Origin of the sequence: Cohnella sp., assembly GCF_041640265.1 — a bacterium.
GTDB lineage: Bacteria > Bacillota > Bacilli > Paenibacillales > Paenibacillaceae > Cohnella.
On the sequence record NZ_JBEQAP010000044.1, the window covers coordinates 19,554 to 46,305 of the forward strand.

The 26,752-nt window shown below is 51.1% G+C and carries 40 protein-coding genes; 4 read left to right on the forward strand and 36 right to left on the reverse strand.

Features of this window, described 5'->3' with window-relative positions; all coding sequences use genetic code 11:
• Positions 1-10 precede the first annotated feature (10 nt).
• The 30 genes from ACESLK_RS23260 to ACESLK_RS23405 form a co-directional block, all read right to left on the reverse strand.
• The gene (locus ACESLK_RS23260; protein WP_373232099.1) at positions 11-805 is read right to left on the reverse strand and encodes a distal tail protein Dit; all 795 of its coding nucleotides are present in this window, start codon (positions 803-805) and stop codon (positions 11-13) included.
• 11 nt (positions 806-816) lie between these two features.
• Positions 817-3,474: a phage tail tape measure protein gene (locus ACESLK_RS23265; RefSeq protein ID WP_373232100.1), complete on the reverse strand. Its 2,658-nt coding sequence runs from the start codon at positions 3,472-3,474 to the stop codon at positions 817-819.
• A 12-nt stretch (positions 3,475-3,486) separates the two neighbouring features.
• Positions 3,487-3,657, reverse strand: coding sequence for a hypothetical protein (locus ACESLK_RS23270; RefSeq protein WP_373232101.1), 171 nt, complete (start codon positions 3,655-3,657; stop codon positions 3,487-3,489).
• A gap of 59 nt (positions 3,658-3,716) precedes the next feature.
• Positions 3,717-4,028 carry a phage tail assembly chaperone G gene (gpG, locus tag ACESLK_RS23275; RefSeq protein WP_373232102.1) on the reverse strand — a complete coding sequence of 104 codons (312 nt, stop codon included), beginning with the start codon at positions 4,026-4,028 and terminating at the stop codon, positions 3,717-3,719.
• A gap of 63 nt (positions 4,029-4,091) precedes the next feature.
• Positions 4,092-5,000 carry a major tail protein gene (locus tag ACESLK_RS23280; protein WP_373232103.1) on the reverse strand — a complete coding sequence of 303 codons (909 nt, stop codon included), beginning with the start codon at positions 4,998-5,000 and terminating at the stop codon, positions 4,092-4,094.
• 5 nt (positions 5,001-5,005) lie between these two features.
• Positions 5,006-5,362, reverse strand: coding sequence for a hypothetical protein (locus tag ACESLK_RS23285; RefSeq protein WP_373232104.1), 357 nt, complete (start codon positions 5,360-5,362; stop codon positions 5,006-5,008).
• Positions 5,355-5,792, reverse strand: coding sequence for an HK97-gp10 family putative phage morphogenesis protein (locus ACESLK_RS23290; protein ID WP_373232105.1), 438 nt, complete (start codon positions 5,790-5,792; stop codon positions 5,355-5,357). Before ACESLK_RS23290 ends, ACESLK_RS23285 begins: the two co-directional genes overlap by 8 nt.
• On the reverse strand, positions 5,792-6,238 hold the full coding sequence (locus ACESLK_RS23295; RefSeq protein ID WP_373232106.1) for a phage head completion protein: 447 nt from the start codon (positions 6,236-6,238) through the stop codon (positions 5,792-5,794). Before ACESLK_RS23295 ends, ACESLK_RS23290 begins: the two co-directional genes overlap by 1 nt.
• Positions 6,145-6,429 (reverse strand): hypothetical protein, encoded by a 285-nt coding sequence (locus ACESLK_RS23300; RefSeq protein ID WP_373232107.1) that lies wholly within the window; start codon positions 6,427-6,429, stop codon positions 6,145-6,147. The genes ACESLK_RS23295 and ACESLK_RS23300 overlap by 94 nt, the downstream gene beginning before the upstream one ends.
• A complete protein-coding gene (locus ACESLK_RS23305) occupies positions 6,413-6,643 on the reverse strand; it encodes a hypothetical protein (RefSeq protein ID WP_373232108.1) in 231 nt (76 codons plus the stop codon). The genes ACESLK_RS23300 and ACESLK_RS23305 overlap by 17 nt, the downstream gene beginning before the upstream one ends.
• A 15-nt stretch (positions 6,644-6,658) precedes the next feature.
• On the reverse strand, positions 6,659-7,882 hold the full coding sequence (locus ACESLK_RS23310) for a phage major capsid protein (protein WP_373232109.1): 1,224 nt from the start codon (positions 7,880-7,882) through the stop codon (positions 6,659-6,661).
• 13 nt (positions 7,883-7,895) lie between these two features.
• Complete coding sequence (locus tag ACESLK_RS23315) at positions 7,896-8,525, reverse strand: HK97 family phage prohead protease (protein WP_373232110.1); 630 nt, start codon at positions 8,523-8,525, stop codon at positions 7,896-7,898.
• Entirely contained in the window at positions 8,506-9,714 is a 1,209-nt protein-coding gene (locus tag ACESLK_RS23320) for a phage portal protein (protein WP_373232111.1), read from the reverse strand. Before ACESLK_RS23320 ends, ACESLK_RS23315 begins: the two co-directional genes overlap by 20 nt.
• A gap of 14 nt (positions 9,715-9,728) precedes the next feature.
• A complete protein-coding gene (locus tag ACESLK_RS23325; RefSeq protein WP_373232112.1) occupies positions 9,729-11,471 on the reverse strand; it encodes a terminase large subunit in 1,743 nt (580 codons plus the stop codon).
• A complete protein-coding gene (locus tag ACESLK_RS23330; RefSeq protein ID WP_373232113.1) occupies positions 11,461-12,069 on the reverse strand; it encodes a hypothetical protein in 609 nt (202 codons plus the stop codon). Before ACESLK_RS23330 ends, ACESLK_RS23325 begins: the two co-directional genes overlap by 11 nt.
• A 127-nt stretch (positions 12,070-12,196) precedes the next feature.
• Positions 12,197-12,556, reverse strand: a complete 360-nt coding sequence (locus tag ACESLK_RS23335) for a hypothetical protein (protein ID WP_373232114.1) — start codon at positions 12,554-12,556, stop codon at positions 12,197-12,199.
• Between the two features lie 27 nt (positions 12,557-12,583).
• Entirely contained in the window at positions 12,584-13,096 is a 513-nt protein-coding gene (locus tag ACESLK_RS23340; RefSeq protein WP_373232115.1) for an NUMOD4 domain-containing protein, read from the reverse strand.
• A 5-nt stretch (positions 13,097-13,101) separates the two neighbouring features.
• Positions 13,102-13,389: an HNH endonuclease gene (locus ACESLK_RS23345; protein WP_373232116.1), complete on the reverse strand. Its 288-nt coding sequence runs from the start codon at positions 13,387-13,389 to the stop codon at positions 13,102-13,104.
• 89 nt (positions 13,390-13,478) lie between these two features.
• Positions 13,479-13,874 (reverse strand): hypothetical protein, encoded by a 396-nt coding sequence (locus tag ACESLK_RS23350; RefSeq protein ID WP_373232117.1) that lies wholly within the window; start codon positions 13,872-13,874, stop codon positions 13,479-13,481.
• A gap of 24 nt (positions 13,875-13,898) precedes the next feature.
• Positions 13,899-14,072 (reverse strand): hypothetical protein, encoded by a 174-nt coding sequence (locus ACESLK_RS23355; protein WP_373232118.1) that lies wholly within the window; start codon positions 14,070-14,072, stop codon positions 13,899-13,901.
• 32 nt (positions 14,073-14,104) lie between these two features.
• Positions 14,105-14,461, reverse strand: a complete 357-nt coding sequence (locus ACESLK_RS23360) for a hypothetical protein (protein WP_373232119.1) — start codon at positions 14,459-14,461, stop codon at positions 14,105-14,107.
• Complete coding sequence (locus ACESLK_RS23365) at positions 14,397-14,903, reverse strand: HNH endonuclease (protein ID WP_373232120.1); 507 nt, start codon at positions 14,901-14,903, stop codon at positions 14,397-14,399. The genes ACESLK_RS23360 and ACESLK_RS23365 overlap by 65 nt, the downstream gene beginning before the upstream one ends.
• Positions 14,900-15,424: a DUF3310 domain-containing protein gene (locus ACESLK_RS23370; RefSeq protein WP_373232121.1), complete on the reverse strand. Its 525-nt coding sequence runs from the start codon at positions 15,422-15,424 to the stop codon at positions 14,900-14,902. Before ACESLK_RS23370 ends, ACESLK_RS23365 begins: the two co-directional genes overlap by 4 nt.
• Positions 15,425-15,460: 36 nt before the next feature.
• On the reverse strand, positions 15,461-16,270 hold the full coding sequence (locus ACESLK_RS23375; RefSeq protein WP_373232122.1) for a DNA adenine methylase: 810 nt from the start codon (positions 16,268-16,270) through the stop codon (positions 15,461-15,463).
• Positions 16,271-16,314: 44 nt separating this feature from the next.
• Entirely contained in the window at positions 16,315-16,782 is a 468-nt protein-coding gene (locus ACESLK_RS23380; protein WP_373232123.1) for a DUF3850 domain-containing protein, read from the reverse strand.
• A 216-nt stretch (positions 16,783-16,998) separates the two neighbouring features.
• Complete coding sequence (locus tag ACESLK_RS23385; protein WP_373232124.1) at positions 16,999-17,550, reverse strand: Holliday junction resolvase RecU; 552 nt, start codon at positions 17,548-17,550, stop codon at positions 16,999-17,001.
• A gap of 24 nt (positions 17,551-17,574) precedes the next feature.
• A complete protein-coding gene (locus ACESLK_RS23390) occupies positions 17,575-17,799 on the reverse strand; it encodes a hypothetical protein (protein ID WP_373232125.1) in 225 nt (74 codons plus the stop codon).
• Entirely contained in the window at positions 17,777-18,427 is a 651-nt protein-coding gene (locus ACESLK_RS23395; protein WP_373232126.1) for a rolling circle replication-associated protein, read from the reverse strand. Before ACESLK_RS23395 ends, ACESLK_RS23390 begins: the two co-directional genes overlap by 23 nt.
• A gap of 466 nt (positions 18,428-18,893) precedes the next feature.
• A complete protein-coding gene (locus tag ACESLK_RS23400) occupies positions 18,894-19,028 on the reverse strand; it encodes a hypothetical protein (RefSeq protein WP_373232127.1) in 135 nt (44 codons plus the stop codon).
• A gap of 81 nt (positions 19,029-19,109) precedes the next feature.
• Positions 19,110-19,388: a hypothetical protein gene (locus ACESLK_RS23405; protein WP_373232128.1), complete on the reverse strand. Its 279-nt coding sequence runs from the start codon at positions 19,386-19,388 to the stop codon at positions 19,110-19,112.
• A gap of 13 nt (positions 19,389-19,401) precedes the next feature.
• Between ACESLK_RS23405 and ACESLK_RS23410 the strand changes: the two genes are divergently transcribed.
• On the forward strand, positions 19,402-19,551 hold the full coding sequence (locus ACESLK_RS23410) for a hypothetical protein (protein ID WP_373232129.1): 150 nt from the start codon (positions 19,402-19,404) through the stop codon (positions 19,549-19,551).
• A 26-nt stretch (positions 19,552-19,577) separates the two neighbouring features.
• Here ACESLK_RS23410 and ACESLK_RS23415 read toward each other — a convergent pair whose 3' ends face one another.
• Together ACESLK_RS23415 and ACESLK_RS23420 are read right to left on the reverse strand one after the other, a co-directional pair.
• On the reverse strand, positions 19,578-19,976 hold the full coding sequence (locus tag ACESLK_RS23415; protein ID WP_373232130.1) for a helix-turn-helix domain-containing protein: 399 nt from the start codon (positions 19,974-19,976) through the stop codon (positions 19,578-19,580).
• Positions 19,977-20,004: 28 nt separating this feature from the next.
• Positions 20,005-20,235 (reverse strand): BetR domain protein, encoded by a 231-nt coding sequence (locus tag ACESLK_RS23420; RefSeq protein WP_373232131.1) that lies wholly within the window; start codon positions 20,233-20,235, stop codon positions 20,005-20,007.
• A gap of 169 nt (positions 20,236-20,404) precedes the next feature.
• Between ACESLK_RS23420 and ACESLK_RS23425 the strand changes: the two genes are divergently transcribed.
• The 3 genes from ACESLK_RS23425 to ACESLK_RS23435 all read left to right on the forward strand — a co-directional run bounded on the left by ACESLK_RS23425 (position 20,405) and on the right by ACESLK_RS23435 (position 22,689).
• A complete protein-coding gene (locus tag ACESLK_RS23425) occupies positions 20,405-20,848 on the forward strand; it encodes a helix-turn-helix domain-containing protein (RefSeq protein WP_373232132.1) in 444 nt (147 codons plus the stop codon).
• Positions 20,849-20,865: 17 nt separating this feature from the next.
• The gene (locus tag ACESLK_RS23430) at positions 20,866-21,336 is read left to right on the forward strand and encodes an ImmA/IrrE family metallo-endopeptidase (protein ID WP_373232133.1); all 471 of its coding nucleotides are present in this window, start codon (positions 20,866-20,868) and stop codon (positions 21,334-21,336) included.
• Between the two features lie 72 nt (positions 21,337-21,408).
• Positions 21,409-22,689, forward strand: coding sequence for a tyrosine-type recombinase/integrase (locus ACESLK_RS23435; protein WP_373232134.1), 1,281 nt, complete (start codon positions 21,409-21,411; stop codon positions 22,687-22,689).
• A 953-nt stretch (positions 22,690-23,642) separates the two neighbouring features.
• On the opposite strand, the gene ACESLK_RS23440 is transcribed toward ACESLK_RS23435, so the two are convergent.
• The 4 genes from ACESLK_RS23440 to ACESLK_RS23455 form a co-directional block, all read right to left on the reverse strand.
• The gene (locus ACESLK_RS23440) at positions 23,643-24,353 is read right to left on the reverse strand and encodes a hypothetical protein (protein WP_373232135.1); all 711 of its coding nucleotides are present in this window, start codon (positions 24,351-24,353) and stop codon (positions 23,643-23,645) included.
• Between the two features lie 237 nt (positions 24,354-24,590).
• A complete protein-coding gene (locus ACESLK_RS23445) occupies positions 24,591-25,004 on the reverse strand; it encodes a hypothetical protein (protein WP_373232136.1) in 414 nt (137 codons plus the stop codon).
• A 303-nt stretch (positions 25,005-25,307) separates the two neighbouring features.
• Complete coding sequence (locus tag ACESLK_RS23450; RefSeq protein ID WP_373232139.1) at positions 25,308-25,673, reverse strand: hypothetical protein; 366 nt, start codon at positions 25,671-25,673, stop codon at positions 25,308-25,310.
• 304 nt (positions 25,674-25,977) lie between these two features.
• On the reverse strand, positions 25,978-26,364 hold the full coding sequence (locus ACESLK_RS23455; protein WP_373232137.1) for a hypothetical protein: 387 nt from the start codon (positions 26,362-26,364) through the stop codon (positions 25,978-25,980).
• Positions 26,365-26,752: the final 388 nt, after the last annotated feature.

Consider the following 26,752-nt stretch of genomic DNA (forward strand, 5'->3'; position numbering starts at 1 on the left):
CGGATTCCTCCTATAAGTATCGTGGTGACACGTCGAATTCAATGTCGCAAGCAAGCCCGGCCCCGGATACCGTAACCGCGTTGTCTCCCGGTGCGAGTTCGATAAAGTCTCCGGCGACCATGTGCAGCATGTTCACTCCATCGACTTCTACCGTGAGCGACTCGCCGTCGATGATGAGCGTCTTGTTGCTGATCGGCGCGGTATAGTAAAAGGTCTTGCCACCGGAGGTTATCGCGAGATTGCCGAAACTCCCCTCGACGGTGATGTACGGACGGACGATGAAGTCCCCTTTATTGGGTACATTGACCGTTGAACCGCTGGTGACGCCTGGGAACCCGTATATCTCCCCGTCTAGTCGCACGTCGCTGTCGAGCAAGACGTCGCTATCTAAGATCGGCTCAATTTGGTAGGAGAATGGGTCTACCGCGATTAACGGCAGCGTGAAGCGACCCATGCCGACAAGTCTGGATATCGGCATGGAGCCGGAATACCGCACTTGATAGGACCGGTCCGGCGTCACGGAAAAGATTAACTCGACGGTACGCGGCCTACCGTAGGGATCGAGCAGCAGGCGCGCCAACGTCTCGACGCATTGTTGGAGCGTTCTGGCTCCCGGCGTCATAAAGGCACAATCCAAATTAAAACGCTTGGGCTCCAGGTCTGACCCGAAGTCCCAAGCGCCGTTACGCCCCGGAATCGTGAGCATCCGGTCCCGCGTGTCCGGCAGGACGGGTCGCTCCGATTCCCTGAGCACCTGAAGCCCGATTTCCGACGGCCGAACGCCGCCGATAGATGCAACAACCAAAGTAACCCCTCCTATGCCGGATTGAGACCGGCTCCGCGTCCATTCCGGGAGACCTTATCCGTCAGCGTGCGAATGACTTTATCTCCGATCGTCTCGTAATCGTCGTCGCTTTGGATGACGATGTGAGCGCCGGCGAACAGCCCCGCGAAATTGAAATTGTTCTCGACGTTGCCCGCTCCCGCTTTTTCCGTCCGCATTTCTGGTATCCCGCCCGATATGTCGGCGTTTATGGCCCGCATGGCTGCATTTACCTGTTTCGCGCTGTCTGCAATCCCTTCGGCCATACCTGCGCCGATTTGAATTCCGACTTCGTCTCGCATTAAGCGGGACGGGGATCGGATGCCCAGGAAGTCCTTTGTCCGGTTTAGCGCGTCCTTGGCGGCATCTACCACACTGTTCGCAAGGTTCTTGGCGGCGCTCTTTACGCCGTCGATAATGCCGTTAATCAGATTTACTCCTAAATCTCGCCACTTGATTTCCTTGAACGCTTTGAGCAACGCCGAAAATAATTGCGGCACGACGTTGATTAGCGTCGGAATCGCCTGTACAATGCCACTTACGAGAGCTGCAATAATCTTAATCGCAGATTCGATGATTAGCGGCAGATTGTTCAGGATCGCTTTGGTCAGCGCCATAATGATTCGCAACGCAGCGTCGATGATCTTCGGTAGGTTTTGCGTAATCACTTTGACAATCGTCTCGATGATCTGCGGCACTTTAGCGATCAGTGCAGGTAATGCATTAATGATCCCTTCGGCCAATGTGATGATGAGTTCCAGCGCGACCGGAATGAGTTCCGGCAGCAAGTCAAGAATACCGTCGATGAGCGTCAGAATGATTTCGACCGCTGCGTCGATCAGACCCGGCAGCGCGTCGATGATGCCTTCTGCGAGCGTTTTAATCAGCTCGATCGCGACCTTGACGAGCTCGGGAAGCGCACTTACAATCCCCTCGATCAGAGTCATGATCGCCTGTACGGCTGCCGTAATCAGCATTGGGCCGTTGTCGGATATGACTTGGACGATCGTCGTAATGAGCGCGATGACGGTCTCCACAACGGCAGGGAGCACCGTCGGAATTGCGGCCGTAATCGCCCCCGCGAGCGAACCGATAATCGTCGTTGCGATATTGGATAGATCCGGCAGCATTTCGGCGAGCTGGCCCGCCATATCCGCGATGCCTGTCGCGACCGCTGTCGCGACGGACGCCCAATCCCCATTTTGTATACCGGAGACGATGCCGCTGATCATATTGGTCGCGCTGTCCGTGACTGGCTTCAACGCGCCGAGCGCTTGACGCTTCAACCCCTCAAAGGCCGAACCGAGGTCGTTGTATTTGATTTCGGAGATTTTTTTCAGGGTGTCCCCTGTCATGTCAGCCGCGCCATTGACGTCACCGAGCGCTGCAATCGCCTCGACGCCAAGGTCCTCGAACATCGTGCCAAAGAGCGCGACACCTGCTTGGTTTTGCTTCAGCGGGTCTTCCATGTCCTCAAGTCGATCGATGACCGTCGAGAACGCCTTTTTTGCCTCCGGTCCGCCGGCTGCAAACGCGGCGAACATCTGCTCCGCATTTAGCCCTAGCGCCTGAAATGCTTCCGCGCTCGCTTTGCTCTCGTCCTTTGATCGTATGCCGAATTCTTTCACGGCGTCGCCGACCTTATCAATTGTGAACGCGCCGGACTCAGCTCCGCGAATCAGGACATTCGTGAATTGTTCGGCGTCCAGTCCGAGCTGGGCGAAGTGAACGGAATACTCGTTCAGAACGTCTATCAGATCCCCGTTTTTATTTGCCCCGTTCTGCGCGCCTTGGGCGATCAGCGTATAGGCTTCCTCCGACGTGATCCCGAACGCTTTCATCATGGAGTTCGCGGCATTAACGCTTTCCGCGACCTCGAACTCGAACGTGTCGCGGAGCATTAAAGCGTTCGTGGTCGTTTCTTCGAGCGCGTCTCCGACTTGTCCGGTCGTCTGCTTAACGATCGCCATCGACGCCGCGATATCGTCGATACTCTCCCCGAAGTTGGCGGCATAGATATTTTGGGCGACGTCGCGGAACTCCGCCATCTCTTCGGCTGTCGCTCCGGTTTGCGCCTGGAATTTGTTAAATGCCTTGGTAGAGTCGTCCGCAAACTTGACGATGCCGCCGATCGCTCCGGCCACCGCTACACCGACCGCGATGATGCCGGCCGCGGCCGCCTTAGCCGTCACCTTGCCAATCTCCCCAAGGGCTCCGCTCATCTTCCCGAGCGCCCCCGTCGCTTCGTCCGCGCTGTCGGCCACCGACTCCTGTTCTGCTCCAAAGTTGCCAAGTTGTTCAGTCACGTCCCGCAGTTCTCGGCGCTGCTGGTTCAGGACTTCGGTTTCCCGATTCAGCCTTACCAGCAGTTCCTGAGCTGCTCGGCTGTTTGCGCCTTGCTCCGCTGCGACACGCTCGTACATCTCCGTCAGGTTCGCAACCTTTTGCGCCTGTAATTCTGTGATTTGGTTCAGTGCCGTGACACGTTGCTGCAAACCCTCTTGCGATTGGCTCCAATCGTCCATCCCGGCAGCGGCGGCGCGGAATCCAGAATCCACGACGCGGATTTGCCTATTCAATTCGTTCACGTTCGCGCGAAACTCAGATATGTCGAGTCCTACGCGACCGCCAAGGTCGTTTTCTCCTGCCATTGTCTCACCGCCTTATAGCCAGGATGGGGGCTTGGACGCCCTGTGGTAGGTCTTGCCGTTAATGATGCGCGTGTTCGGGTCACTTTCCTGCTTGAAAGTGATGAACGCAATCAGATTATCGAAATCGGTTTCGTCGATCTCATGGAGCGACCATTTCAACGCCTTGAATATGTTCCATTTCATCCCGACTAGCGACGCTCGGTAACTGGCCGGGGAATCGTCTTTCGGTTGATCCCCCGGAGCTAGTTTTTTCGCATTCCTCCGGAAATCCGGCCAACGAGCCGGCCGAGTACGGCCATGAGTTCGTCCTGGTCGACATTATCGTTCAACTCGTCGAACGTAAACTGACGGCCGAAAAGATCGACGATCAAGGCTTTCAGGTCGCCATAGAAGACCCTGACTTCCTTGATTTCCCGTTTCTTTTCGAGTTCTTCGGCCCTTTCGGCCAAGTCAAATACTTTGTCCATCATGCCTGTTTTGATCGATACCGTTGTATAGGTCTTGACCACATCTCCGTTATGGTCCGTGAAATTGACGAAAATTGGCTTTGCCATGATTGATCCTCCCTGAAATGGCAAACAGGACGGGAAATCCCCCGCCCTGTTGCGCTTGTTTGATTAGGCGGCCGTGGTAAACTCTGAGGTCGACGCCGCCAGCTCCTGGCCGTATACGTCTTTCACGCCGCTCACCGTGATAATATACCGCGTATTGTTGTCCAGATCTGCGTTAGGCGTAAGCGTGAGCACTTTTCCGGCGGTATCCCACGAACGTGCGGCCGTCACGATGTCTCCCGAATCTGCGTTGAGCACGTTCACGGCGTCCGAAGCGATCCGGTTGCTGAACGTCAGGACGATCGTCGAGTCGACGGCGACCGATGTCGCCAAGTCTGCCGGAACGATGCTGGATAGCGCGAGCGCTGGCGGTGTGCCGGACGCATCCGGTGTCTGCACTTGGGCGAACCAGCCGGCCTTGTCGAAGGCGTCATCCGCCGTGTCGCCGAATACACGCTTCAACGCCGTAAGTTCGCCGCCGAAGTCCCATTCATGAGTCGTGGCAACGGCCGTATACGTAAGCTGATACGTCCGAATGTCGACGTCGTTGGATTTTGTGGCCGCTTCTTCCGCGCCGCCGGAGAACGTACCGGCGAGATACCAATAGAGGCGGCTTTCACGCGGGCCGACGCCGTACTCGAAGCCGATCGCCACGTTCGGAGGGTTCGGCTGCCCGCTGTCGTAGACGCGTCCGCTGGCCTCGTCGAAGTGCTTGCCGAGCAGGATCGCCATGAGGCGCGCGGGTACGCCGGAAACCGTGATCGTCAGCGTTGTCACGCCTTCGGACACGTAGTTAAACCCGGGCTTGTTGTCGTAATACGTCGGCGTGTTGTTGATTTCGGCTTCGCCCGCGATTTCGGCAGCCGGGGCCAGATAGACGGGTGCGTTCGCGACATACCCCGCTTCATCGTCCTGCGAGATGATGGCGTAGTGCAGGTTTTTGACGCCAACGAACTCTCCATACTTTTTATCCAAGTTGATCAATCCTCCATGTCATAGAATCGAAAATCACAGCGAAAGCCATAATGGCCGGTCGCGGTGTTGTAAGGCAGATCGCCGCCGCCGACACGCAGGAAGCCGGCCGGCAGCATGACGTCCTTCAGGGTGGCGTTCGCCGCTTGCTTGATTTCCGGATCTCGGCTGTAAAGCGCAACCTGTATCCGGGTCGTCGTACTGGTCGGCTCATTGTCCGCGTGGCTGTCGTTCGGGCTGTCGACGAAAAAATACGTGACGTGCGTTTCGGGCAGTTCGTCGCCCGGGGCATACGTCCCTTGCTCCCGTACGGGATAGCCGAGGGCCGACAGCGTGCCGTATACGTGGGCGTACAGGTTAATCAATCGGCATCCCCTCCCGCTTCAGTATTTCGCGCTGCTTCTTCTTGACTTTGTTCTTGTTGTTGTCGAAGGCGGGGCGAACGAAGGGATCGGGGAACCCAGGCGAATGCGCGTCGCCGTATTCCTGGTAGATGCCGTGAAAGGCTTCCGGATGCTCGTTTAGGTCGATGCCGACCGCCGCGGAATAGACGTATCCGTCCTTCGTCACGGGAGATACGGCGATCGCTTCGACAACTTCGCCCCTGTTCCGATGACGTTCCGCTCCGGCTACCATGTCCGCCCGGACGATTTCGCAGGACTCCTCAATCGCCATGATTACGGCGTCTTCCGCGTTCTTCCCGGCTTGCTCGATCCGCTTCAGGTATTCGTCCAGCCCGGACAAGCCGAGGCTGACCCCGCCACGCAGCGCATTGCGTCCATAGGATCTCGCCATTACGCATTCACCGCCCGGCGTTTGACCTTCAGGATAAGGAACTGATTCCGCATTTCGACGTTCTCAGGCACGCTAATGACGTCGTAGGCTTGTTTCGGGTCATCGTAAAGCCATACCTGATCCTGTTTGGAAATGTCCGGTCGGAACCACATCACGACTTCGGCCGTATCGTCCACGACGAGGGTGCCGGACTGTGTGCTCTCCGTTCCGCCGCGGCTCTTCCAGTTGCAGTAAGCGATCGGCGGTTCCGCATCCTCAAAAGAGACCTTCGGCGCGCCGTTGACGTTCGTCTCTTTCCGGCGCTTGATTCGGATCGGCGTGGTCATTTGCTGAATATTCGGTTTCCACATGATCAACCCTCTGGTATGCTTACGGCCATGAGCTGCGGTAGCAGTATGAGGTTGAAAGCTTCCGAGAACTTCACTTCTCCCGACGTCAGGTTCCATAAGTCATTCGCCCCGACCGTTAGCGTTGCAATCCCCAGGTCGCTTTCGAGTTGTTCCAGCGTAACTCCGGCGTTCAGCATATAGCCCCTTGCGGCGAGCACTTTCGGTAGCAAGGTGTGGTTCTGATAATCCCCACCAAGTCCCAAGCCCTCCTTCACTTTTTGCAGCAACTCGTCATTGCTCAGGGGCATCGTCGCCAACCTCCACCGAGTACGGTACGAACAGGATGTTCAGCCCCGTCGCCTTGGCTTCCGCCCTCAGCTTCGCGGAAATGCTCTCATGCTCCTTGACCGTGAGCGGGCGCGTTGCCTTCCACGCGATGACCGTCTTGTCTGGACCCATCGAAAGGTCTACGCCTTCAAGAGGCTGCGCAGGCAGCCCCTCCGTCTTCTTGGTTCTCGCCATTTGACTCACCCTTTCTTAGGTTCCAGGATCAGCTTCGTAACCCCAGTAGGTGAAGGTCGTCTTCGCGAACAGCGGCTTACCGCCCGCATAGACCTTACCGCGCCACATCGTTTGGTCCTTGCCGAACACGTCGTCGCCTTCGGTCGAGGACTCGATCGTGATCTCTTGCGACTCGTTCACGACGTACTGATTCAGGTCTCCGAACAGGATGTCGTCTTCGACCATCGCCGTCGTAAAGATGACGTCGTGTCCATCGAGTACGAATTTCGTCTTTCCGTTTCCGGTGATGACCGGGATCGACGTCGCGATCGGGAGGCCGCTGGCGTCCGTCATCTTGCGGAAACGTTTGAAGAACGTCTTCCGACGCATCACGAACACGGCGTCGTCGCCGTAAGGGCTGTCGACCTCGGCCTCGATGTCCATCAGCGTCGACCAGTCCATGTCCGAATAGGTTTGCTTCGCCGACGGCGCGGCCGTGATGGACGACAGGATACCCGTGAACGTACCGCCGTCCCCATTGAGCACGGCGTTGTCGAGATAGGTTCCGAGATATTTCCCCATCTCGGTCGCCAGATACGTTTCCAACGCGGAAATGCTGTTCTTCAGCAGCAGGTTCTTGATCTTGATCGTCGCGACGACGGCTTCTTGCGCGATCGACACTTCCGTGAACGAAAAGTTCAGCGTGACCGTGCCGTCGGCGTTCGCCGTCGGGGCTCCGGCCGTACCGATCGGAATCGAGACATTGCCCTCGAAGCCGTATTTCGTGATGGCTGCGTAGATTTGGCCGTATTTCGTGATGATCGACTTGATCACGTCCAGCGTCGTCTTCGGCACGAGATATTCCGCGCCGCTGGATACGCTGCCGCCGTTCATGTCGGTAATGGCCCGCTTGCCGTAGGACAGGATTTCCGCGTCCTCCTCCGCGACCCGGCGGTTGATGAAGGAGCGGAAGAAGGCGTCGCGGTACTTTTCGGAGCTGCGGAAGTTTTCTTCCGTAATTTCGGTTGTCTTCATGCGTTGCAATCCTCCTCTTTGGTTGGTCTCAGGCGCATCGACAAGCTGTTCGTTGATTTCGTCGATACGCTCGCCGATGGACCGCAGCTCATCGGCCGTCGTTTGCAATTCTTCCGCCGATGCGCTGCGGTGGTTCTTCGCCTTTGCCTTCAGCGTCAGACGCTTTTGTTCCAGTTCGCCTTTCTCGCGGCGCAGTTCGGCCGCCTCCTTCTGGGAAATCTTCATGGATAAGCCCTCCTTAAAGTTGCTCTATCAGATTTTGTAAAGCCGCTTTCAATGCTTCATCCTCTTCCGGCGTCTCCGGCTCGGGATCTTCGGCTTCGCCGTCGGCTGCGATGATGACAGTCTCGTCATACGCCGGGAATACGACGATGCTCACCTCGTAAATCTCGTTGATCTTCATGACGTAATCGATTTTATTGTCCCAATCCGACGCGATGACGGCTTGGGAATCAAACCAAAACGACATGCTGTCGATGATCTCGCGCTGCACCCGGTCATAGATGTAATCGTCGATCCAGGTATTGCCGAGCGTGACGTCAACAAAAAGACCCGTGTCGTCGACGGTCGCGTTCATGTTTTTCCCGCTCCGGCCGAGAGCCCAGGTCGTATTATGATCAATGAGGATGACGATGTTCGATAGGTCCACATCCGCAAGCGCGTTCTTGTCGATCTTCTCGACCCACATGCTTCCGCGATACGGCCTTCCAGGAACGTCGAACAGGATGGGGTAGCCGCGCAGTTTCCGTACCTCTGCGCCGTCCACTTCTTCGGTGACGGCTCGGAACCGTGATTTTTCCTCGTCAAAATTTACGCGTTTCTTGGAGCGCTGCGTCAATGGCGAGCGTTTATTCGGATTCTGTTCCACTGGTTGTCTCACCACCTTTCACCGTGTAGTCGCCCGGAGGGAGCGTCTGGAAGTTCTTGCTTTCCATGAACTTGTCCAGCTCAGCCGGACCGCGAGACAAGCCGATTCGCCGCCGGACTTCGTTCCGTGTCATGACGCCGCCGAACATCATCTCTTTGAAGAACGTCGTCTTGGCGGCTATCGTGGTAATTTCAAGATCAGCCATTTCCGATTGCACTTTGTTGCCGTGCCCGATCTCGTTCAGGCTGAAGAGCTTGTAGGTCAGCTCTTCTTCGATTTGATAGATGAACGGCAGGATCGTATTCACGACGAATTGACTGAGCTGGATTTCGGTCGCCGTATGTGTGAAAATCTCGCGGCTGCCGCCGAAATAGACGTACAGATAATTGACGATCGATTCGAGCAGTTCCTTGTTCAGCGGCGTCGACTTCAGGTTCAAGTCCTTCACTTCATAATCAGGACCGATCATGCCGAAGCCCGTCGTGTTTTCGGCCGTGAGGAACGTTTCCTTGAACTCTTCCAAACGTTTCTTCTGGTCCGATGACTTGAGCTGCGCTTTGTTGATCAGTAGCGCCGCGATGCGCTGGCTGTTCTTGCTGTCCTTGACCGCCTGCTCCTGCATCGTGTCGACGATTTCCACATACCCCCGTGTCGCCTGTTTGCGCGCCCCTCCGTTTTGCGTCGGGAATCGCTGCAGATGCACGATGTCGCTGTAGTGGAAATCGTATCCCCCGCCCGCAGCCGGGAATTTTATCCCGACCTCGCCGTTCGGTGCGTCGAAAAATTCATGCGTTGTAAACGGCAGGACATAGAGTCCGCGAAGCTGGCCGGCGTCGTCCCAATCCGGGAAGATATAGACGTTGTTGGAGAGCAGCAGCCTCGTAATGACGTAGGTCCAAAAGACTTGCGGCCCCTGGTACTGATTCGCCCGGATGCCGAGCACATATTGGATCTTGCTCCTGTGCTCCGTCTTGACATTCCCGTCAGTGTCCGCGCGTGCATGGTAAAACGGCACGCTTGCCACCTTCTCGGCGATGAAGTTGATCGCCGTCCGCACTTCCGGAATGTCGTAGAGCTGCCGACCAAAACCCATGAGCGGCGTTCCCCGGTTCAGTAAATCGATGATCTGCGCGGCGGTTATCGTCTCCTGCTTGCGGCCGATCGTTTTAAGCCTCTTCCAAAACCCCAAATTTTTCACCTCCCTCACGGCTGGTATTCTGCGAACAAGTCCTCGACCTTCTTATAGGCAATGTAGGCGAGCAAAAAGGATACGTAACCGTCTATACGTGCCCTGCTCTTAGACTTGTTCGGCTGAATATTGTTGTTCGTGTCGATTTTGGCGGCCGTGTTGGTGACGCACCAGCGGAATAACCCGTTATGCCGGCTATACTCGACGATGCCGTCCTCGAACAAAGCCCGCGTCTCTTTCATGGGCTGGCTGAGCGACTTGGAACCTTGAGCAATCGGGAACGTCACCCCGCGCTCGCTGGCATCCTCTTTCGGGAATCCGTTTTGCTCCATCTCGTCCACCCAGTCCCCGCCGTGCCAGCGGTCGAACCCGATCTTCCAAAAGGTGACGTCGTATTTCTCGGCCAGCTCCACGAACCATGCGGTGACGTCCGACTTCTTGACCATGGCCCCCTCGCAGATATGCAGCAGTTCCTTGTTCAGCGGATCTCCCGCTCCGGTTCGCGTGAAGCTCTCGTAAGCCATCTTGTCCGCTTTGCTGTTCTGCTCGATGCGTTGCCGGGCGACGAAATACTTCTGGAACACGCGGAGCTTTCCGCCGATCGGAACAAGCGCCGTCGCACAGCACAGGTCCGTCGTCTCGGCTAAGTCCACCCCGCCGGCCGCGTACTTGTCCCGGATCATATCGACCGTCATGTCGACCGCGCACCGGTTCACCTGATGGGCATCGAAGTAAACAACGCTCGACCCGGATGCGCGGTTAAGATGCTTCGCCAGGAAGGACGGGAGCTGCGCCGGGTCTTCCATGGCCTTTTTGTACTCGCCTTCCAAGTAACTCATGGTCGGATGATCACCAAGACCCGGGTTCGCCTTGATCCAGCAGGAGCGATCCGCCGGGTCGTCGTCATCGTCAATTCGGAAGATCATCGGGAATATTCGCTCGTCGCTCTTGCCATTGAGCACCTTCAAACAGCGATCGAGGATCGCATCGAAGATTCCTTCCCGCACGAACCCGAACGTCGAAATGATGACGCCGAGCGGTTGCGTTCTTGCTCCCTGGGCAGACGAAAACACGTCATAGGTGTTCCGGTTCTTGATTGCGTGTAGCTCATCGATGACATAGGCGTGCGGGTTTAGACCGTCCTGGTTCTCGCTGTTCTTGCTTCCCGCCTTCATGAAGCTGTTCATTTTCGGGAAGAGCAGCATTTCCGTGTTGTCTTTGTCCCGCTTCGTCCGCCAATGCTTCCGCGGCTCGCCTTCAGGCGTCAGGATCGGGCTCGATTGCAGGAACGCCTTCGCATTCTCGTAAACGATCGCCGCCTGCGTCTTCATGGTCGCGAGACACCAGACTTGTGCGGCCGGCTCATTGTCGGCCATCAGCAGGAAGTTCGCGATCGCCGAAATGAACGTCGATTTCCCCCATTTCCGGGCAACAAAAAGGACGAGTTCTCGGAAGTAGCGAACCACGACTCCGATTTCCTCGTCCATCATTTTGAATCCGAATATGCAGGCGGCGATATATTTCTGTTCGATCGACAGCTCGAACGGCTGGCCGGCCCATCGGCCTTCACGATGCTTCACCATGCGGCAAAACACAATGAAGGCATCCACATCGATGGGGTCGTACCATACCGTTTTGCTTTTCAGCAGCTTTTCGACGAGCTTCTTCAGCTTCTTAATGTCCTTGCTGTGCTTCTGCGGCTCCCGCGCTACGTAGTCGTGCCAATCGGCAATATACTGCGGTACATTAGCCGCCATTACCCTCGCGCCCTCTATCTAACAATTGCTCGAAAGGGTCCTTGGGAGGTGGAGCCTTCGGGACTGGCGGCGCGGGAGGTACCAGGTCGGCGAGCTGCTTGGTTATGCTTTGATAGTTCTTGTTCATCGTGTTGTACAATTCAGCGACGGGCCGCTTTCGTTGCATCGGCGGAACATTCGGAGATTGCTGAAACATCTCCACGGAACCATTATCCTCGATGTCCCGTTCGTAATCCTCCAACGTTAGGCGCATGAATGCCGCCCGCTGGATCAGCCCTTCCGCAACGCGCATCAGGTCGGGAGGCAAGTCGTTGTAACTCTCACGCAGGCGCTTCACTTCACTCGCAAGCCTTCGCTTCCGCGCCTTCTTCTCCTTCTCGACCTGCTTGCGTGCTTCTTCCTCTTTCGCGGCTTCAGCTTGCCGCTGTGCCGCCAGTTCTTCGAGTCTCAAGCGATGACGCTCCCGCTCTACCTCGACTTGTGCGGCCGCTTCGCGCTTGGCAATCTCTTCCGGCGTCAACCGAAGGCGTTCTTCCCACTCTTCCGCCGATTGCTCATTGGAAATTTTTTGAAGTTTGTCGAACTCGTTCGTTTTCACGTCCACACTTCCTTTCGAGGGGGAGGGGGGTCATACGCGGAAAAACCCGCGAGTAAATGTGAAGCTCCCCTTTGCGGTTTCCCAAACCCGAAAAATTTTTTCAGACCCGGGGGGGATTTAAATTTTTTCAGAAAACTTTTCCTTCAAACTTTCGAATCAGCAATTCGATTTGTTCGCGATACCTCGATTCATCTTCTCGGTGCGGCTGCTTGTTGATCAGGTCAAGTCGATCCCTTAACGCGTTGGTTACAATCGAAGGCTCATGAGCTTTAAGCGTAACAATAGTATCGGGAATGGCGAAGCTGTGTCTGCCATCGATTTTTTTCTCGATGCCCAAATCTATCTCGATGCTATCTGTAAGCCTTTTGATCCGACCGTTTAGTGTGTCGCGATCCTCATTCCCCTTTATGCTATCCCGAAGCTCGATCAGGTGGGACAGATACTCAAGCTTTCTATCGACGTTCCAGCGTTCCATGTTCCAGTTCATTCTGTTCGCTCCTTTCTCATATTGGCGTTACGCATAACTCCAAGTGTAACCATTATGTGTGCGCGATCTCCCGGTCAGGCAATTTCGGATGGCGGATGAATTGAATCCATTCCTCTCCGCTTCAAGTGACGATTTGAAACGAATGACTGAACAACTTGATTCGCCAATGATAGCCTTCCCAATCTTCTCGCCAACCCTCTTATGCCTATCGTTGTGTGTGCAATTCTCCGAACGATCTGTCCAGTATAGGTTTTGAACTCTATTGTTTTGTCTATCGTCGTCATCATGCCCGACTTCAGGTAATTCGTTCGGATTCGGAATGAACATCATCGCTACCAAGCGATTTATCCTGAACAGCTTTGTTTCCCCGTTCTTCGTCAGCCCGACCATTAGATAATCTCCACGGGTTTTCGATAGCTTCATCAGCGTGCCCTTCAACCTGCGTCCGGCGCAATCAATTCTGTTAAGGCTTCTTACCCTCCCCAAGTCGCTGACCTGGTACATTCCTTCGTATCCCTGAATGTCCTTCCAAATCTCCAACCCCATCATTCCTCCAATCTTATCGGAGTCACGAAGTCCTGTAGACCTATGCTCCGTTGGTGGCGGTGATTGTGGCACGGCGAACAAAGTAAGCGAAGGTTGTCCGGGTTGTACGCGATGTTCCAGTCATGCTTATTCTCGTCCGTCAGCTCGATAATGTGGTCGACCTCGCGCCCCTTCGTAACTCTTCCATTCCGGCCGCATTCCTCGCATAACCCGTTTGCCCTGGCGATAACGTACTTCCTCGCCTTCGGCCATTGTGGATCGGCGTATATCTCGGGATGCCTTGCCATTTCATCAGCTCCAATAAAGAAAGGCCGCACCCGTTTGGATGCAGCCTTCACATACTACGAGTATATCAGGATTTTTCAATATCATTGTACTATGATTGTACTTTCGCCCCCGACATCACATTTCTTACATGGCTGTATGAATACCCTATTTCATCGGCTATTTCTTTTAGGCTCTTCCCTTCTACGAGACGCTTGTATCCGATCGTATGATTCAGTCCGTTAAGCTTCGATAGCTTCTCGTCAATCCCTTGAATAAGCTTCCTTTTCATTCCGATCTCGCTCTCGATCGCTCGTAATCTCTCGACGACGTTATCGTACTTGGAGAGAGCTTTGTCCAGCGGAACGTGCGCCGGCATCGGCGCGGAAGGTGCCATCCCTGTCCACACTATTCGATGTTGTTGTTCTAGTTGCCTTACGAGATCAGCCCGCAGATCCTGCAGAATGTCCAGTTCTATTATCGTGTCCTTGTATTCACTCATGATCATCGGCTTTCCCTCCCTCTCCCCTTTTCAATCCCCTGCCGGATAATGATGATACCGGTATAGTTCGATTGCCTTCATCTCTTCAGGTGATGCTTTGATGTGAATTGTCTTCTTCCGCTTGTTGACGTCGTAGTCGACATCTACGAAAAAGTCATCCATGTACTTATGAACGTCCGGCAGATAGATGGTTCCTTGCTCCACGTCATTAAGGATTATCGTATATAATCCACTGATTATGGCGTATCACCCGCTCCAGTTCGCAGGATCTCGACAACCGGAAGCCCGGCTCTCTTTAACATGTGCTGGATATCCAAAAACCTGCTACGGAACCATCTCACGTACTGGCTTCCGTGTTCCTCATCACGATGGGTTCCGATGTCTTCGATCTTGATTGGCTTTACGTAGGTTAGCGCCAAGCGGATGCAATACACGGTTGTTCGCCCGTTCATTCGACCATTAGGCATGCCCTGCCCTGTATGAAGGTAGTGTTTTTGCCATGCCCGCAGTTTGAATCCTAAAGCATCTTCAATAATCGGGAATGCCCGCTCCCAGTTGAATCCGATGTTCCTGTCCCGTTCCGCCTGGGTCATGGTATATCCCCTCCCGTCTCTCGAACCAGAATGTGACCGGTTTATCGATTTCCTGAACGAGTCCGTACTTTTTGGCTATCTTGTACTGATTGGTGTACCGGTTCAGGCTGTTGATGAATTGGGCGATCTGACGTCGGAACCCTTCGATGCTGCCCATGCCTTTTAACGTGTTGCAGCTCTGACATGCCGGAACTAGATTTTCAAGATTGTCGCGCTCCGGATGGGATGGCGGTCTTTTTTCTTCCGCCTCCGTAAACCCTACTATCCTTCCGGATTCATTTTTTTGGTATTCACGGTTGATTAGGATCGGCCGTCTTCCAAGCGGCTCAAAGTGGTCGGCGTGCCACCCCCGTTCCGGCAGGGTCGTTCCGCAGTACCAACACAGCCCCCCGGACTTGTCCCATATTGCTTTACGCTTTTTGCTCACAGGCTCTTTCGTCATGACGTCGCCTCCGCTGCCTCGATCATCCATTCCAGGTATACATTCGCTTTTCGATAATCCTCAACGCCGCCCTTATGCGGACCTCTGCTCAGGTACTTGAGTACGTTCCCTCGGCAGTAGCCGACAAACTCTTCCTTGCTCAATTTGGCGCGGATGAAATCTATCGTCTCTATTCCGCCTTTCGTGTAATGCGATGGATGTTCGACCGGATCGTGCTTTACAGGTTCTTCCTTCGTCTCGTGCTGTGCTCCCGATATCGGTTCTTCATCGGCGGGAATTGACTGGATGACGCTCAAGTCCCAATGCTTGCTCTTCAGTTCACTGTTCCAGCGCTGCTGACATGCAGATGCGCTTCGTCCAACAATCGGGGCAGCCATTGCGAAGGCTTCGGTCGGAATGCGTTCCGCCCCGTCCGCCTCGCGCAATACGACTTCGGCCAGAAGCATGTCCTGCCGATGCGTCCATGCGTCCTTTCGTATACCAGCCGATCCGTGTTTGATGTATCTCACGACTCCGTTCATCTCCTTTGCTTCAAAAAATCTTCGAACTGTGCAACTTCAGAACAAGGTCGTTTGCTTTATTTCATAGTTCATGATCAACAACTCTTCTGCCTGGCCGCCAATATTTTGACCACCGACAGCCTGCTTGAATGCCCCGCGCCTCTCTACATTCCAGTGACCATAAATCTCTTGGATGATCGGATCGTCATAATACGAAATCATCACTTTAGCGCGAGCTGAATTAAGTAATTCTCCTAGCTCGTAGTGATCTTTCGTAGTGAATCCCCCGGCGTAGAATTTTTCGCGACCTACATACGGCGGGTCTACGTAGAATAACGCTTCGGCCGAGTCGTATTTTTCGATTACAGCGCGAAAATCTAACCTTTCAATCATCACGCCTTGCATTCTCTTAGCGAACGTCCGAATTTTTTCGCAAGCATTCACATAGCCCATAGCTGGATTTTGGCTTGATGTTGTGCTATGTCGCCAACCTGTCTTTGGCACTTCATCGGCGTTTCCTTTGGAAATGGCCGATCTATTCAAGTAGAACCACCGAACTGCTCTTTCAAGTGGATCCCGAGGCAATTCCTCTCTGCGCCATCGATCATAGAGTTCTCTGCTGTACGGAATGACCGCGCATCGTTCAATGAGTGCGTCTGTATTCTCGATAGACTGGAGAATGAAATTCACCACGATACCGTCAATGTCGTTGTATACTTCGTGGTTTGTTCGCGGCTTTTGAGCGATCACATGGGCAGCTCCGCCGAAGGGCTCGACATACACCTTATGGGCAGGCATTTTGCCGATGATGTATTCCGCTTGCTTCCCCTTCCCGCCAAACCATATCAGAGGCGAAACTGTACTCACTCCGGATCCCTCCTTCCTACTGCACATAATGGGTCGTTTTTGCATTAATGGTTATTCACGATGCAATACCCTGTAATGCTGGTATTGCATATTGGACATTTCCTTTCATCCTCTCTATGGGGAGAGGAGAGGGCTTCACGGAGCTTATTGATCACGCGCCCAATAGTATTTTCCGGATCATCGTCCATTTGCATGTATTCCCAAATGCTGATTGCTTCGGTGATGTCGTCTCTTAGCCTTGTGGCTTCGCATTGATCCGTAATGCCGAGGGCGACGTATCCGGGTTTTTGCTCCCAATCGGTCATATAGGAGATGCTTCGGATTAACCTGTCTCCCGTAAACTGTCCGCCGCCGATCTGTTCTCCCATCGGGATGAACTCTTGTAACACGAGTGTATCTCCGGTTTGATAATCACGATCATTTAACCTGATCTCGAACGTCTTGGCTCCCGATTTAACCGCCTGAAAAAATTCGGTCCAACATTTTAGTATGTGCGTTTTCGGGTGTCTCATCGCCCTTATCACTCCCTAATTCGTGATATTTTTGTTCATTTTGGCTTGGCGGCTTTTCTCAGCTTTCTCCAGTTCCGTCATTCCGCGATACCGCAAGATGTAATTCCCGTTCGGCTGCTTGATCATTTGGACAATATACTTTTTTCCTTTTGCTCTTTGACTGCGTTCGCCGTTTTCTCTGGCATTTCAAATGTGGAGAACCAGCTATCCTCGTACTTAACCATTTCCCGCCTCACCTCCCGGAATATCCCAAATGACATCGACGACGGCCAGATAATCCAGCGGCAACCCGCGCCCGGGCTTTACCTCGAACCCATCCCGCTCCATGTCGGCTATATAGATGCTCTTACTGCCCTTAATCGCCGTCGACTGCGATCTCCATATGCGTTCTAGCGTTGGGTATGGAAGCAGGAACGTCCGTCTTGCGGCCTGATACTCGACGATGATGAAACTTACTGCGCCGCCTACGTAATGCGCACGGGCCAAATAATCGAACTGGTGCTTTTCGAGGTTCGAAATTGGGAATCGATCTCCCTGAGAAACCGACTTAGCTTCGAACGCTACGCCGCGTTGCTGATAATGACCGTCATAGTCGACCGTCGAAGGTTTGGTCAGCATCCCGTTCACCCGATTCCCTACTACGGACGTGATCTTAACCGGCGTTGGCCGCTTGTTGATGATTGCTATCTCCCGAATCTCGTACATCATGTTACAATGTTCGATTAACATCTCGAAGGCCATGCCTCTATTAGCTCTACTGTGCCTCATTTGACCTCACCTCGGTTTAATTGATTAGGCCCGCTTCCGGCTCGGGCTTTTAGCGCCCTTGGACTCAAGCGTTCCGCGAATGCTCTGAATGTACGCTTCTGCTTCGCCGCGATAAGCTGCTTGCGCCTCCGCCTGCAACTCGTCGTACCGTTTCCATCCGCGGTCGCGTTGCTCCCGGGAAAGCCCGTCCCGCTCCAGCGCTTTAACGACATTTCGGATTTCTTGGTCAATTTCGTCTGCTGCTCTCACGCTTTCTCCCCTCCTTGTCGGCCGGCTGCGACCGGCGAAGTTTAAGGTAGACGGCCCATCCGGTAATTTCGCTATATGCCGGCTTGCATTCCGTGAGGTCCCAATCCGGGTACTTCTTCGTCCAATATGCCTGATTGTCGATTTCATCCCGGACGATCCGTTCAAGCTGCCTTCGAGTGTATTTGCTGTCGTTGGTCCGGCACTCCGGCTTTTCGAGGTTCTGGCTGCTGCTCCAGCGCTTCCGTCCGTTCGGGTTCTTCATGAGATAGCGGGCGAGCGCTTCGAGTCCATGTTCGTCCGGCTTCAAGCGGTCTGCGTTGGCGAACCCTATCCTGTTTCCCTGCTTCTGCCCCCGCTTCCGCGGTCTACGCCACAAGTCCTCGACCGAGTCCCGATCCAGTCCGCCCGACATGATGATGTGATGATGTATTCGTATGGGCTTGTCCGCTTTCGTGCTGTACTCCGTCACAAGCACGTACTTGAGCGGGGGCAGTCCCTCCCGCTTCCGCTTATGCGCAATCCTCCTGATGTAATTGGCCGCTTCCCGCTCCGCTTCCTCAATCGTCTCCGGTACTCGGGCATAGGTGACGGTTACGTGCAGATCATCCGCTCCAAAGTTCGTGTTCACGAGCTGTACGAAAAACCTCTTGGCGTTCTTGTCGTTCAGGTTCCGTTGCTTCGGGGCGGATACTTTCTCCTTCTTCCCCCGCTTCCGTGGTATTTGCCCCGCCTGAGTCAGCGGGTATATGTCCACTTCCATGTACTGCTTTCCGCAGTAAATCTTCTTTTCGCGAATGAAACTCCTCACATCGGCTCCCCCTGCATCATAGTGCCGTAGGGGTACGTCCGTCCTGCTGCATCATCCGAGGGGTTGCCACCCCCTGCCGGACTGTCTATTAATCTTCCATCTCCTTTCGCGTGCGTGCATCGCAGGAAAGATAATACCCATTACGAGCCCGATAACGCTCGGCAAAAGCGTTGTCGCCTGCCGCGAAATCTGATACAATGGAAGTAGTTGGTATGTATCAGTTCGCGACGATTTCGCCCCGGGGCCGCTTCCCTCAAAGCTGCTCACGGGGCGATTTCCTTTTTCCTCATTCTCGTTCGTTTCCCCACAAATCCTCGGCGCGCTCATCCGCTTGCTTGGCGATCCGCAGGAACGGCATTACTAGGAATAGCGCCAGCGTGCTCAGCAACAACCAGTAAATAACGATCGAGGATACGTTCATTTCCTCCACCTCCTCCTATTGATGGTGATCGCGTTGCTGATGATTGCCAGCTTTTCGCGAAGCGTCAACGCACTCCAACTCCTACGACTGATTCTCATGGGTTCTCACTTCCTCTCCGGCTTCTCTGCGCTCAGCGGCGCTCAGCTCGACGTGTAGCGTCTGTGCCATCAGTACTGCATGGCAGCGCTTTTTCCAGTGATCAGACCATAGTTCTCGGTATCTGCCCCTATGAGGGAAAAACTCCTCGATCGTATCCATCTCGTTCCTGTGCATCCTCGCACGCATCCACCAATGGTCTATTTCCACCTTGATTACCTTGGACGACTTTGGTGTCGATGTTGCCCATTTAACCTTCGTCATGTCACGGCCCCCAATGAGCCGGCTTCTCGTGAATCGAGATAATTCGTTGCGCGAATCGGCTCTCGAAATCCGACTCGGCGTCGAAGTGCGAACCGGCGACGATCTCCGCGAATACGGAACCGTGCCGGGGATGGTGGAAACGGACGATGTAGGTTTTCATTGAATAATTGCTCCTTTCGGCGGCCTTCGTTATCCGCTCGCCCCCATTAATCGACGCTCGTAATCGAGAAGCTTGTCGCGATGTACCCGCCAGTGATGCCCCTGGCGATATCCCTCGATTTCGCCATTGCGCAACCGCTTCTTTACGGTTTCCTTGCTGATCTTCAATCGCTTTGCGATGTCCTCGACGTCGAATGTCATGATTTCCGGCTCCGGCTCCACCAATTTCGGTTTCGGTCGGAATTCTTCCCCGAGTCGGAAAATGACCTGGGTTTGAACCAATCCAATAAGGGCGGGATTGCTGTTGATCCAAATCATTTTCCGAGTTAGTTCGAGCGCTTCGTTCAGCGAACGGGCTTGATTCGCAATCTCGGACACCGCCTCGTCTACGACGGAATCGAGGGCTTTTTCTAATATGGCGATGTTCAATTTCTATCCCTCCAAAACAAAGTATCTTTTACGACACTTTTTCATTAAAAAAAATTGACATCATTTTTTCCGGCCCGATTTTCAACTCTTTGGAAATTGCGAGAATTTCCCTTCTGTCAAACTCACACTTCCCCTTCAACTTCCGATAAAACGCACTCTTACTTAGGTTTAATCCTTGATTCTCTTTCAATTTTCTGATAAGGTCATCGACTCGCATTCCCTTTAACACCAATATTGCCTTCAAAGCATTGCTGTCCATATCACCGCCCTCCTTCTCCTTCGGATGTGTCTTTTTGGACACTTCCATCTTAATCCACGATGCTTAAGCAGTCAACCCTTAAAAGACACTTTTTGTTTTTATTTCGATTCATTAGTTGCATAAAAGACACTAATTGTATATAATTGCAAATAGATTGGAGGAATTAATCGTGAGTGATATTAATGGCCGGCACCTACAGAAGAGGAGGAAAGAACTAAAGCTTACCCTCGAACAGGTTGGTAATATCGTTGGCGTTGGAAAAAGTACGGTCCGCAAGTGGGAAACTGGCGACATCGAAAATATGCGTCGCGATAAAATCGCCCTTCTTGCCAAAGCCTTGAAAACTACTCCCCTATATATAATGGGAATAGATGAATCGAACGAAGAGGTCGCATCAAACGACTTTGACATCTCTATCGATGAAATTCTGTTTTTGAACAAGTACAGGTCTCTTGATGAAAAAGGCAAATACACCGTTAATGCTGTTCTTGAGGTTGAATATGATCGCTGCGCGAAGCCTTACCTCATGCCTATCGCTGCTCATAACGACGACTATTCGGAGGAACAAATTGAATTGATGCGGAAGGACTTGGATAAATTAGACAAGCTCTGACGAGGTGACGTGACATCATGCGAAGAAGGTACGAATCTCTGATAGCGGAAGCTGAGTCTCTCGGAACACGGGTATATGAATTCCCTATGGAATCCGGAGCTAAAGGACTTCTTAAAAACAATAGAATCGGCATCAACTCCGCAATTTCATCGCTCATCGAAAGAACCTGCATACTCGCCGAAGAGGTTGGTCATGTCTGTAAGACGGTCGGCGACATCCTGGATCAAACTATTCTCGCAAACCGGAAACAAGAACTTCGTTCCCGCGCTTGGGCCTACCGTCGTTTAATTTCTCTTGATGATTTAATTCGCGCGAGTATAGCTGGCGTTCGTAATCAATATGAGTTGGCTCAATTTCTCGACGTTACGGAGCCCTTTTTGGTCGCGGCATTAGAACGCTTGCGAGACCATCACGGCGTCGCCGTTTACCATAACGACTACCTCATCCAATTAGACCCGCTTATCGTTTTCGAGCCCTATAGTACATAATCTTGCGCTTCCTCGCCGCATGGCGATTAATCATATACAAAAACCGAACATACGTTTGGAGGTATCCAGAATATGGAGAAGAAAGGGAAGGAGAAAAAAGCAAAGAAGCCGCGAAAGAAGAAGCTGCCTACAGGCGTTCGGGAACGTGATGGCCGGTTTACGTTTCGGTACACCGTTCCCATTACGGTGAATGGTAAAAAACGGCGCAAATTTAAGGAAACCATATCTTACCCTACTGCTCAAGCGGCATTCGATGCAGGCGTTCTCATAAAGGCCGATATCATCAATAATCGTTACGTCGATCCGGACAATGTTCTGTTCGAACAATGGGCCGAAAAGTTTCTCGAAATCTATGAGCGCTCTGGTAAGAAGAAAAGCAACACACTGAAGGTACGTAGAGGATCGCTCAGACGACCGCTCAAGCGGTGGACGGGGAGAAAACTCAAGGAAATCGCTGCATACGAGTACCAAGAGCTTCTTGACGAAATGAGGAGCGAAGGGTTGAGCAAAAGCACGATAACTCAAACGTGGTCAACGATGGGCATGATGTTCGAAAAAGCTGCTAATAAGCCCTATTCTTTGATCGCGCACGACATCACTGAAGAAGTAACATTTCCGGATTTTAGCACTACGGTCGAAGAGCTTGAAGACCAAGATCCCGCTGAGTTGTATTTCGAAAAGGATAAACTCGCCCTGCTCTTGCGCGCCGCCGAGGAAATGGCATCGGCAGCAAGCAACGAGGAGGAAGCGTTTCGTTCAAAGCAACTCTTTCGCGCGTTTTTTATCCTCGCCTATTCCGGCCTGCGGATCGGTGAGTTATGCGCCCTTGAGGACAAGGACATCTTAGAGGCCACTAAGCAGCTTCGGGTTATAAAAAATCTCGACGCTTCTGGCGGTATCCAGAAATTCGTAATCGACACACCCAAGACAAAGTCGTCCATCCGGACGGTAGATGTTACTGATCGGGTCATTGCCGCTCTTAAGACGCAGATTCATGAGCGGAAGAAATTTAGGTTGTTGGTCGGAAAAAGATATGCAAAATCTGATCGAAATTTCATCTTTATCAACGCTCGAGCTTTTCCGGGACTCCCAATGTCCCCGCGCGATGCGGAAGAACACATGAAGATTGTCTTAAACCGGACGGGTTTCCCGCTCCACCTTACGCCCCACAATCTACGCCACACATACGTTAGCTTGTCCGCCGAGGCGGGAATCGACCTCAATTCGATTCAACGCCAAATCGGCCACACGAAAGATGCAGCGACGACCAGGATTTACAACCATGTAACGGAGGCTCGCCGCCGGGCGGACGTCGAAAAGCTCGACGCCCTCATCGACAGCATCGGAAAATAAGCTGTTGTGGGTAATGCGTGGGTAAAAACGCCGAAATCACTAGGGCCACGGGCTCTTTCAGATGACGTTCTTGTATTCACGACGCGACCCAGCCTTAGATAGCTCTTATCTTAGGCTGGGTCGTGTGTTGTCTGCTCATATCTTCCATGATTATACATCTGACAACCAAGGGGCGAATGCCCCGCAGCGTGAATACGGTGTTATCTGATGGCCCCCACTTCAAGAGTTACATTCAAATATTTCTAAAAAAAAGGAGAGAATTTCTTCTCTCCTTCACTGATTAAAAAGATAACCATCCATTTGTTCGATAGTCATGTGGTATAGGCTTATAATATTCTTCATAGAAAATGTTGTTCTTAAATTTCATTCTAAATCTTCTTTGGGTGAGGTTACGAATCCATTTAACTTCATGATTATAATAGTGCTTGGTTTTTCTGTGATTTCGATACTCATTCAATTTCTTGATTCTAGGGTCGAAATCTCTCTTTAACTTCATTTGTTCATTCAGACACTTGCTACACAGTTCCAATTCCCAAGCTTTAACTTCATCATTATTAAACAATATGATCCCTGGTACATACTTTAGATTTACCCGTTTAAGGATATTGAGTAAGGTACCTAGAGATCTACAACATAAGGAGGTATCAAAATATAACCTCACTTCCTAATTTGATTGGTTCTATCTTACAACAAATTAACGTATTTGAAAATATTTGCACTTGGGTCTTTCAGATAACGTTTGTGCATTCACGACGCCCCATCACCTTAAGCGACCAAAGGGAGCGGCCGCGATGCGGTTAGGTGGTGCGGGTGTGTCCGGCTGAATCTACTTCTTTGCTGCTGAAAATCCCTCTTAGCATCCACTTCTAACTTCTGCCGGACCGAGGGCCGAATGGCCCGATGCGTGAATATGGTGTTATAGGAAGTTCAGGCCTTCTTGAGACTCCCCAAAATTAATCAAATACAAAATACATATGAATTTCTTCAATATTTTCATTCTCGTCAATTAAGAAATCTGCAAAAAATCCAAGGTAATCTTGCCAAAAACCATAAACCTTTGTATTTGGTTTCTCTTCGATAATAGTAGTATCTTTATATTTAATATTTGGATATGCATTTAACAATGAATTTAAACTATCTCCTATTTTAATTCCTTCAGAAGTTTGATATTTGTTACTGCTTATTTCTATTTCCGCCAACCACAGTTCTTCTTCGGACATTCCTAAAAATCGCAAAGAGAGACCTTCGTAGGAAATCGTCTTACTATACATTTCACTAAAAGTATCTGCTCCATCTCCGAGTTGTTTTGGTGTTGTTTCCTTTATTGGTTTACCTAAAATATTAAGCACTGATTCTTCATCATTTCTCAGCTGAACCAGTGATTTATTTGATTTAATTGAATAATATTTATCCTCTAAGACTTTACCTACTTCAGAAGAATTTACATCAGGATATTCTGATTCAGGCACTTCAATTTCAGGCACTTCTGATTCTGTACTCACTTCAGTTGTTCCTGAAGGTATTGTATCATTTGAAGCTACAGCTAAATTCGGAGTTGAGGTTGGAGTTCCAGTCGGGCTTGAAGTATTATTGGAATTATTATTAGTACAGCTTGCCAAAATCAATGTTGTTACGAGAAATGTTATTAACGAGAAATGTTTCATAGAATACCTCCATTATTTGAAATTGCCGGAATTTCCTATAACGTTGCTGTATTCACGACATCGATCTCCCTTAGATAGCTCCTATCTTAGGGAGATCGATGTGTCCGGCTGAGTTCACTTCTTTGTTTCTGAAATACCTCTTGAGTTTACATCAAACTTCGTGCCGGACCGAGGCAGCTTGTCTGCCGATGTGTGAATATGGTGTTATGTGAAATATCCAGCTTCTTCGAAAAATCCTTATTTTCTATTCTTCAAAGGTATTACTAGTTTTAGTCCTGACCATACCTCATCAATAGCACATACCTTAACGTCCACCAAATCTATGCTTAATGCATATCTTCTAATGTTATCCTCACTCAAATCAGTAATTATTTTCGAGGCCTTCTTCGGCCAAGAAACCCAGATCATACCTGAATCATTTATTTTACCCTTAAATTCTTTTAGTAAAGAAAATAATTCATCTTGTGATTTTGAAAATAAATGAACAAAATCAATATCATTTGATGATAAATTTCTATTCATTTTCTCCACCGTTGGAATTTCGCCTAGCAAAGTAAAATAGTTAATAGGTTCATTAATAAACAATACTCTTGAACCTTCTTTGATTCCTAGTTTTTTTACTAATGGTGTTCCAGAATATCCTACACTCATAAAAGACCTCCTGTACAGCAGTTTTGTTTTCCGTTTTGGATCTTCTGGATATTTCATATAACGTTCTCGTATTCGCGACTTCCCACCGACTTAAGGTTCCGCCAGGAACCGGCTGCGCTTGTGCAGTTAGTCGGTGCGGATGTGTCCGGCTGCTTCCGCTTCCCCGAAACTGAAATGCCTCTCCGATCCACTTCTAACTTCGTGCCGGACCGAGGGCGAAAGCCCGATGCGTGAATATGGTGTTATAAGATGTCAGCGCCTTCTACGATATACCTTCACATAACCTCTTTCGTACAACACGAGTTATTTGGTGACAATTTCGTCAATCGCTTGAATAGATTGTTCTAATGCTTTAATTCTTCTTTCTAAAAGCGTCCTTTGAGGACTACCAGTTTTTGACTTAACATAGCTGTTTTCAATTGATGGAAGTAGACCAGTTATAACTTTTCGAGCTTCTGTTAAATCCTCTTGAGTATAATGAAGGGGGCTTTGATTCCAAACGTGTTCTAGCATAGCTAAGCCGATGTAAACTGCATGGAGTCTCTTCTTTACTAGTGTAGTATTTGCACCATTGTTAGTCATTTGGGATAAGGCATTCTCAAGCTTATTAATTGTCGACTTCATAGATTTTATTGATTCAATCTTACTTAAGTTTGATACGTCTCCCATTTTAGAATGTCCTTTCTTCACTTCTTTTGAAAGTAAATTATTCGTTATCTTAACATCTTTAGAAGAAGAAATTTGCTTTTGTTTTCTCGTTTTGCGCTGATTTCTTATAACGTCCGAGTGTTCACTACGCCTCACCGACTTAAGCCCCGTCAGGGGCGGCCGCGATGCGGTTAGTCGATGCGGATGTGTCCGGCTGATCTCGCTTCCCCGAAGTCCTTCGGCCGGACCGAGGGGCAACGCCCCGCGCGATGCGTGAATACGGTGTTATCTGAAAGTATCTGCCTTCTTAGCTCACATGTTCTTTTCAACTCTCTTTTGTTTTTTTCTCATTTCTAATCGCCAAAATATATAGTATAAAAATGATTTGTACCACTGTATAAATTGCAGGCAAAAATAATTCCCACAACCCCCAATCCCAAGAAAATGATATAAAGCCTCCGGAACTTTCTTGAAATCGTGCAAACAACATAAAAAGTAATCCAGGTACTGTCGAATACAAAATCCATTTTAAATAAAGGTTACGTATTTTCATTCTTAACGAGAGAATGCAGTTTGGAAGCCCTATTAATGCTAAAACCAGGTACTCGATTAAATATGAATAATCTGGTTCTTCAAAAAACGAGCTATCTAAAATTAGCCCCATCAAGTAATACGTTAAAAATATTAGAGAACAACCAATTATCACCCTCATAAGCACTTCTCCTTTCCCACCAAGCAGATATTTCAGATAACGTTCTTATATTCACGACGTCCAACTCTCTTAAGCCCGGAGGGCGGCCGCGATGCGGTTAGAGAGTTGGATGTGTTCGGCTGATTCCTCTTCCCTGTATCTGAATTACTCCAGTCTTAGGGGAATGGATGTATCTGCCTGATTTCACTTCCTCGAATATACTTCTGGCAGATCGAGGGCCGCATGGCCCGCAGCGTGAATATTGTGTTATCTGAAGGAGCTCCTGAAATACCTGCAAATTGCCCTTTATTCTTTCATATAATTTCTTGCCCCGTGTATTATTGTTTGAATTATTATCCGCTCATTATGTATTTGATAAATCAATCTATACCTATGTATAAAAATTTCC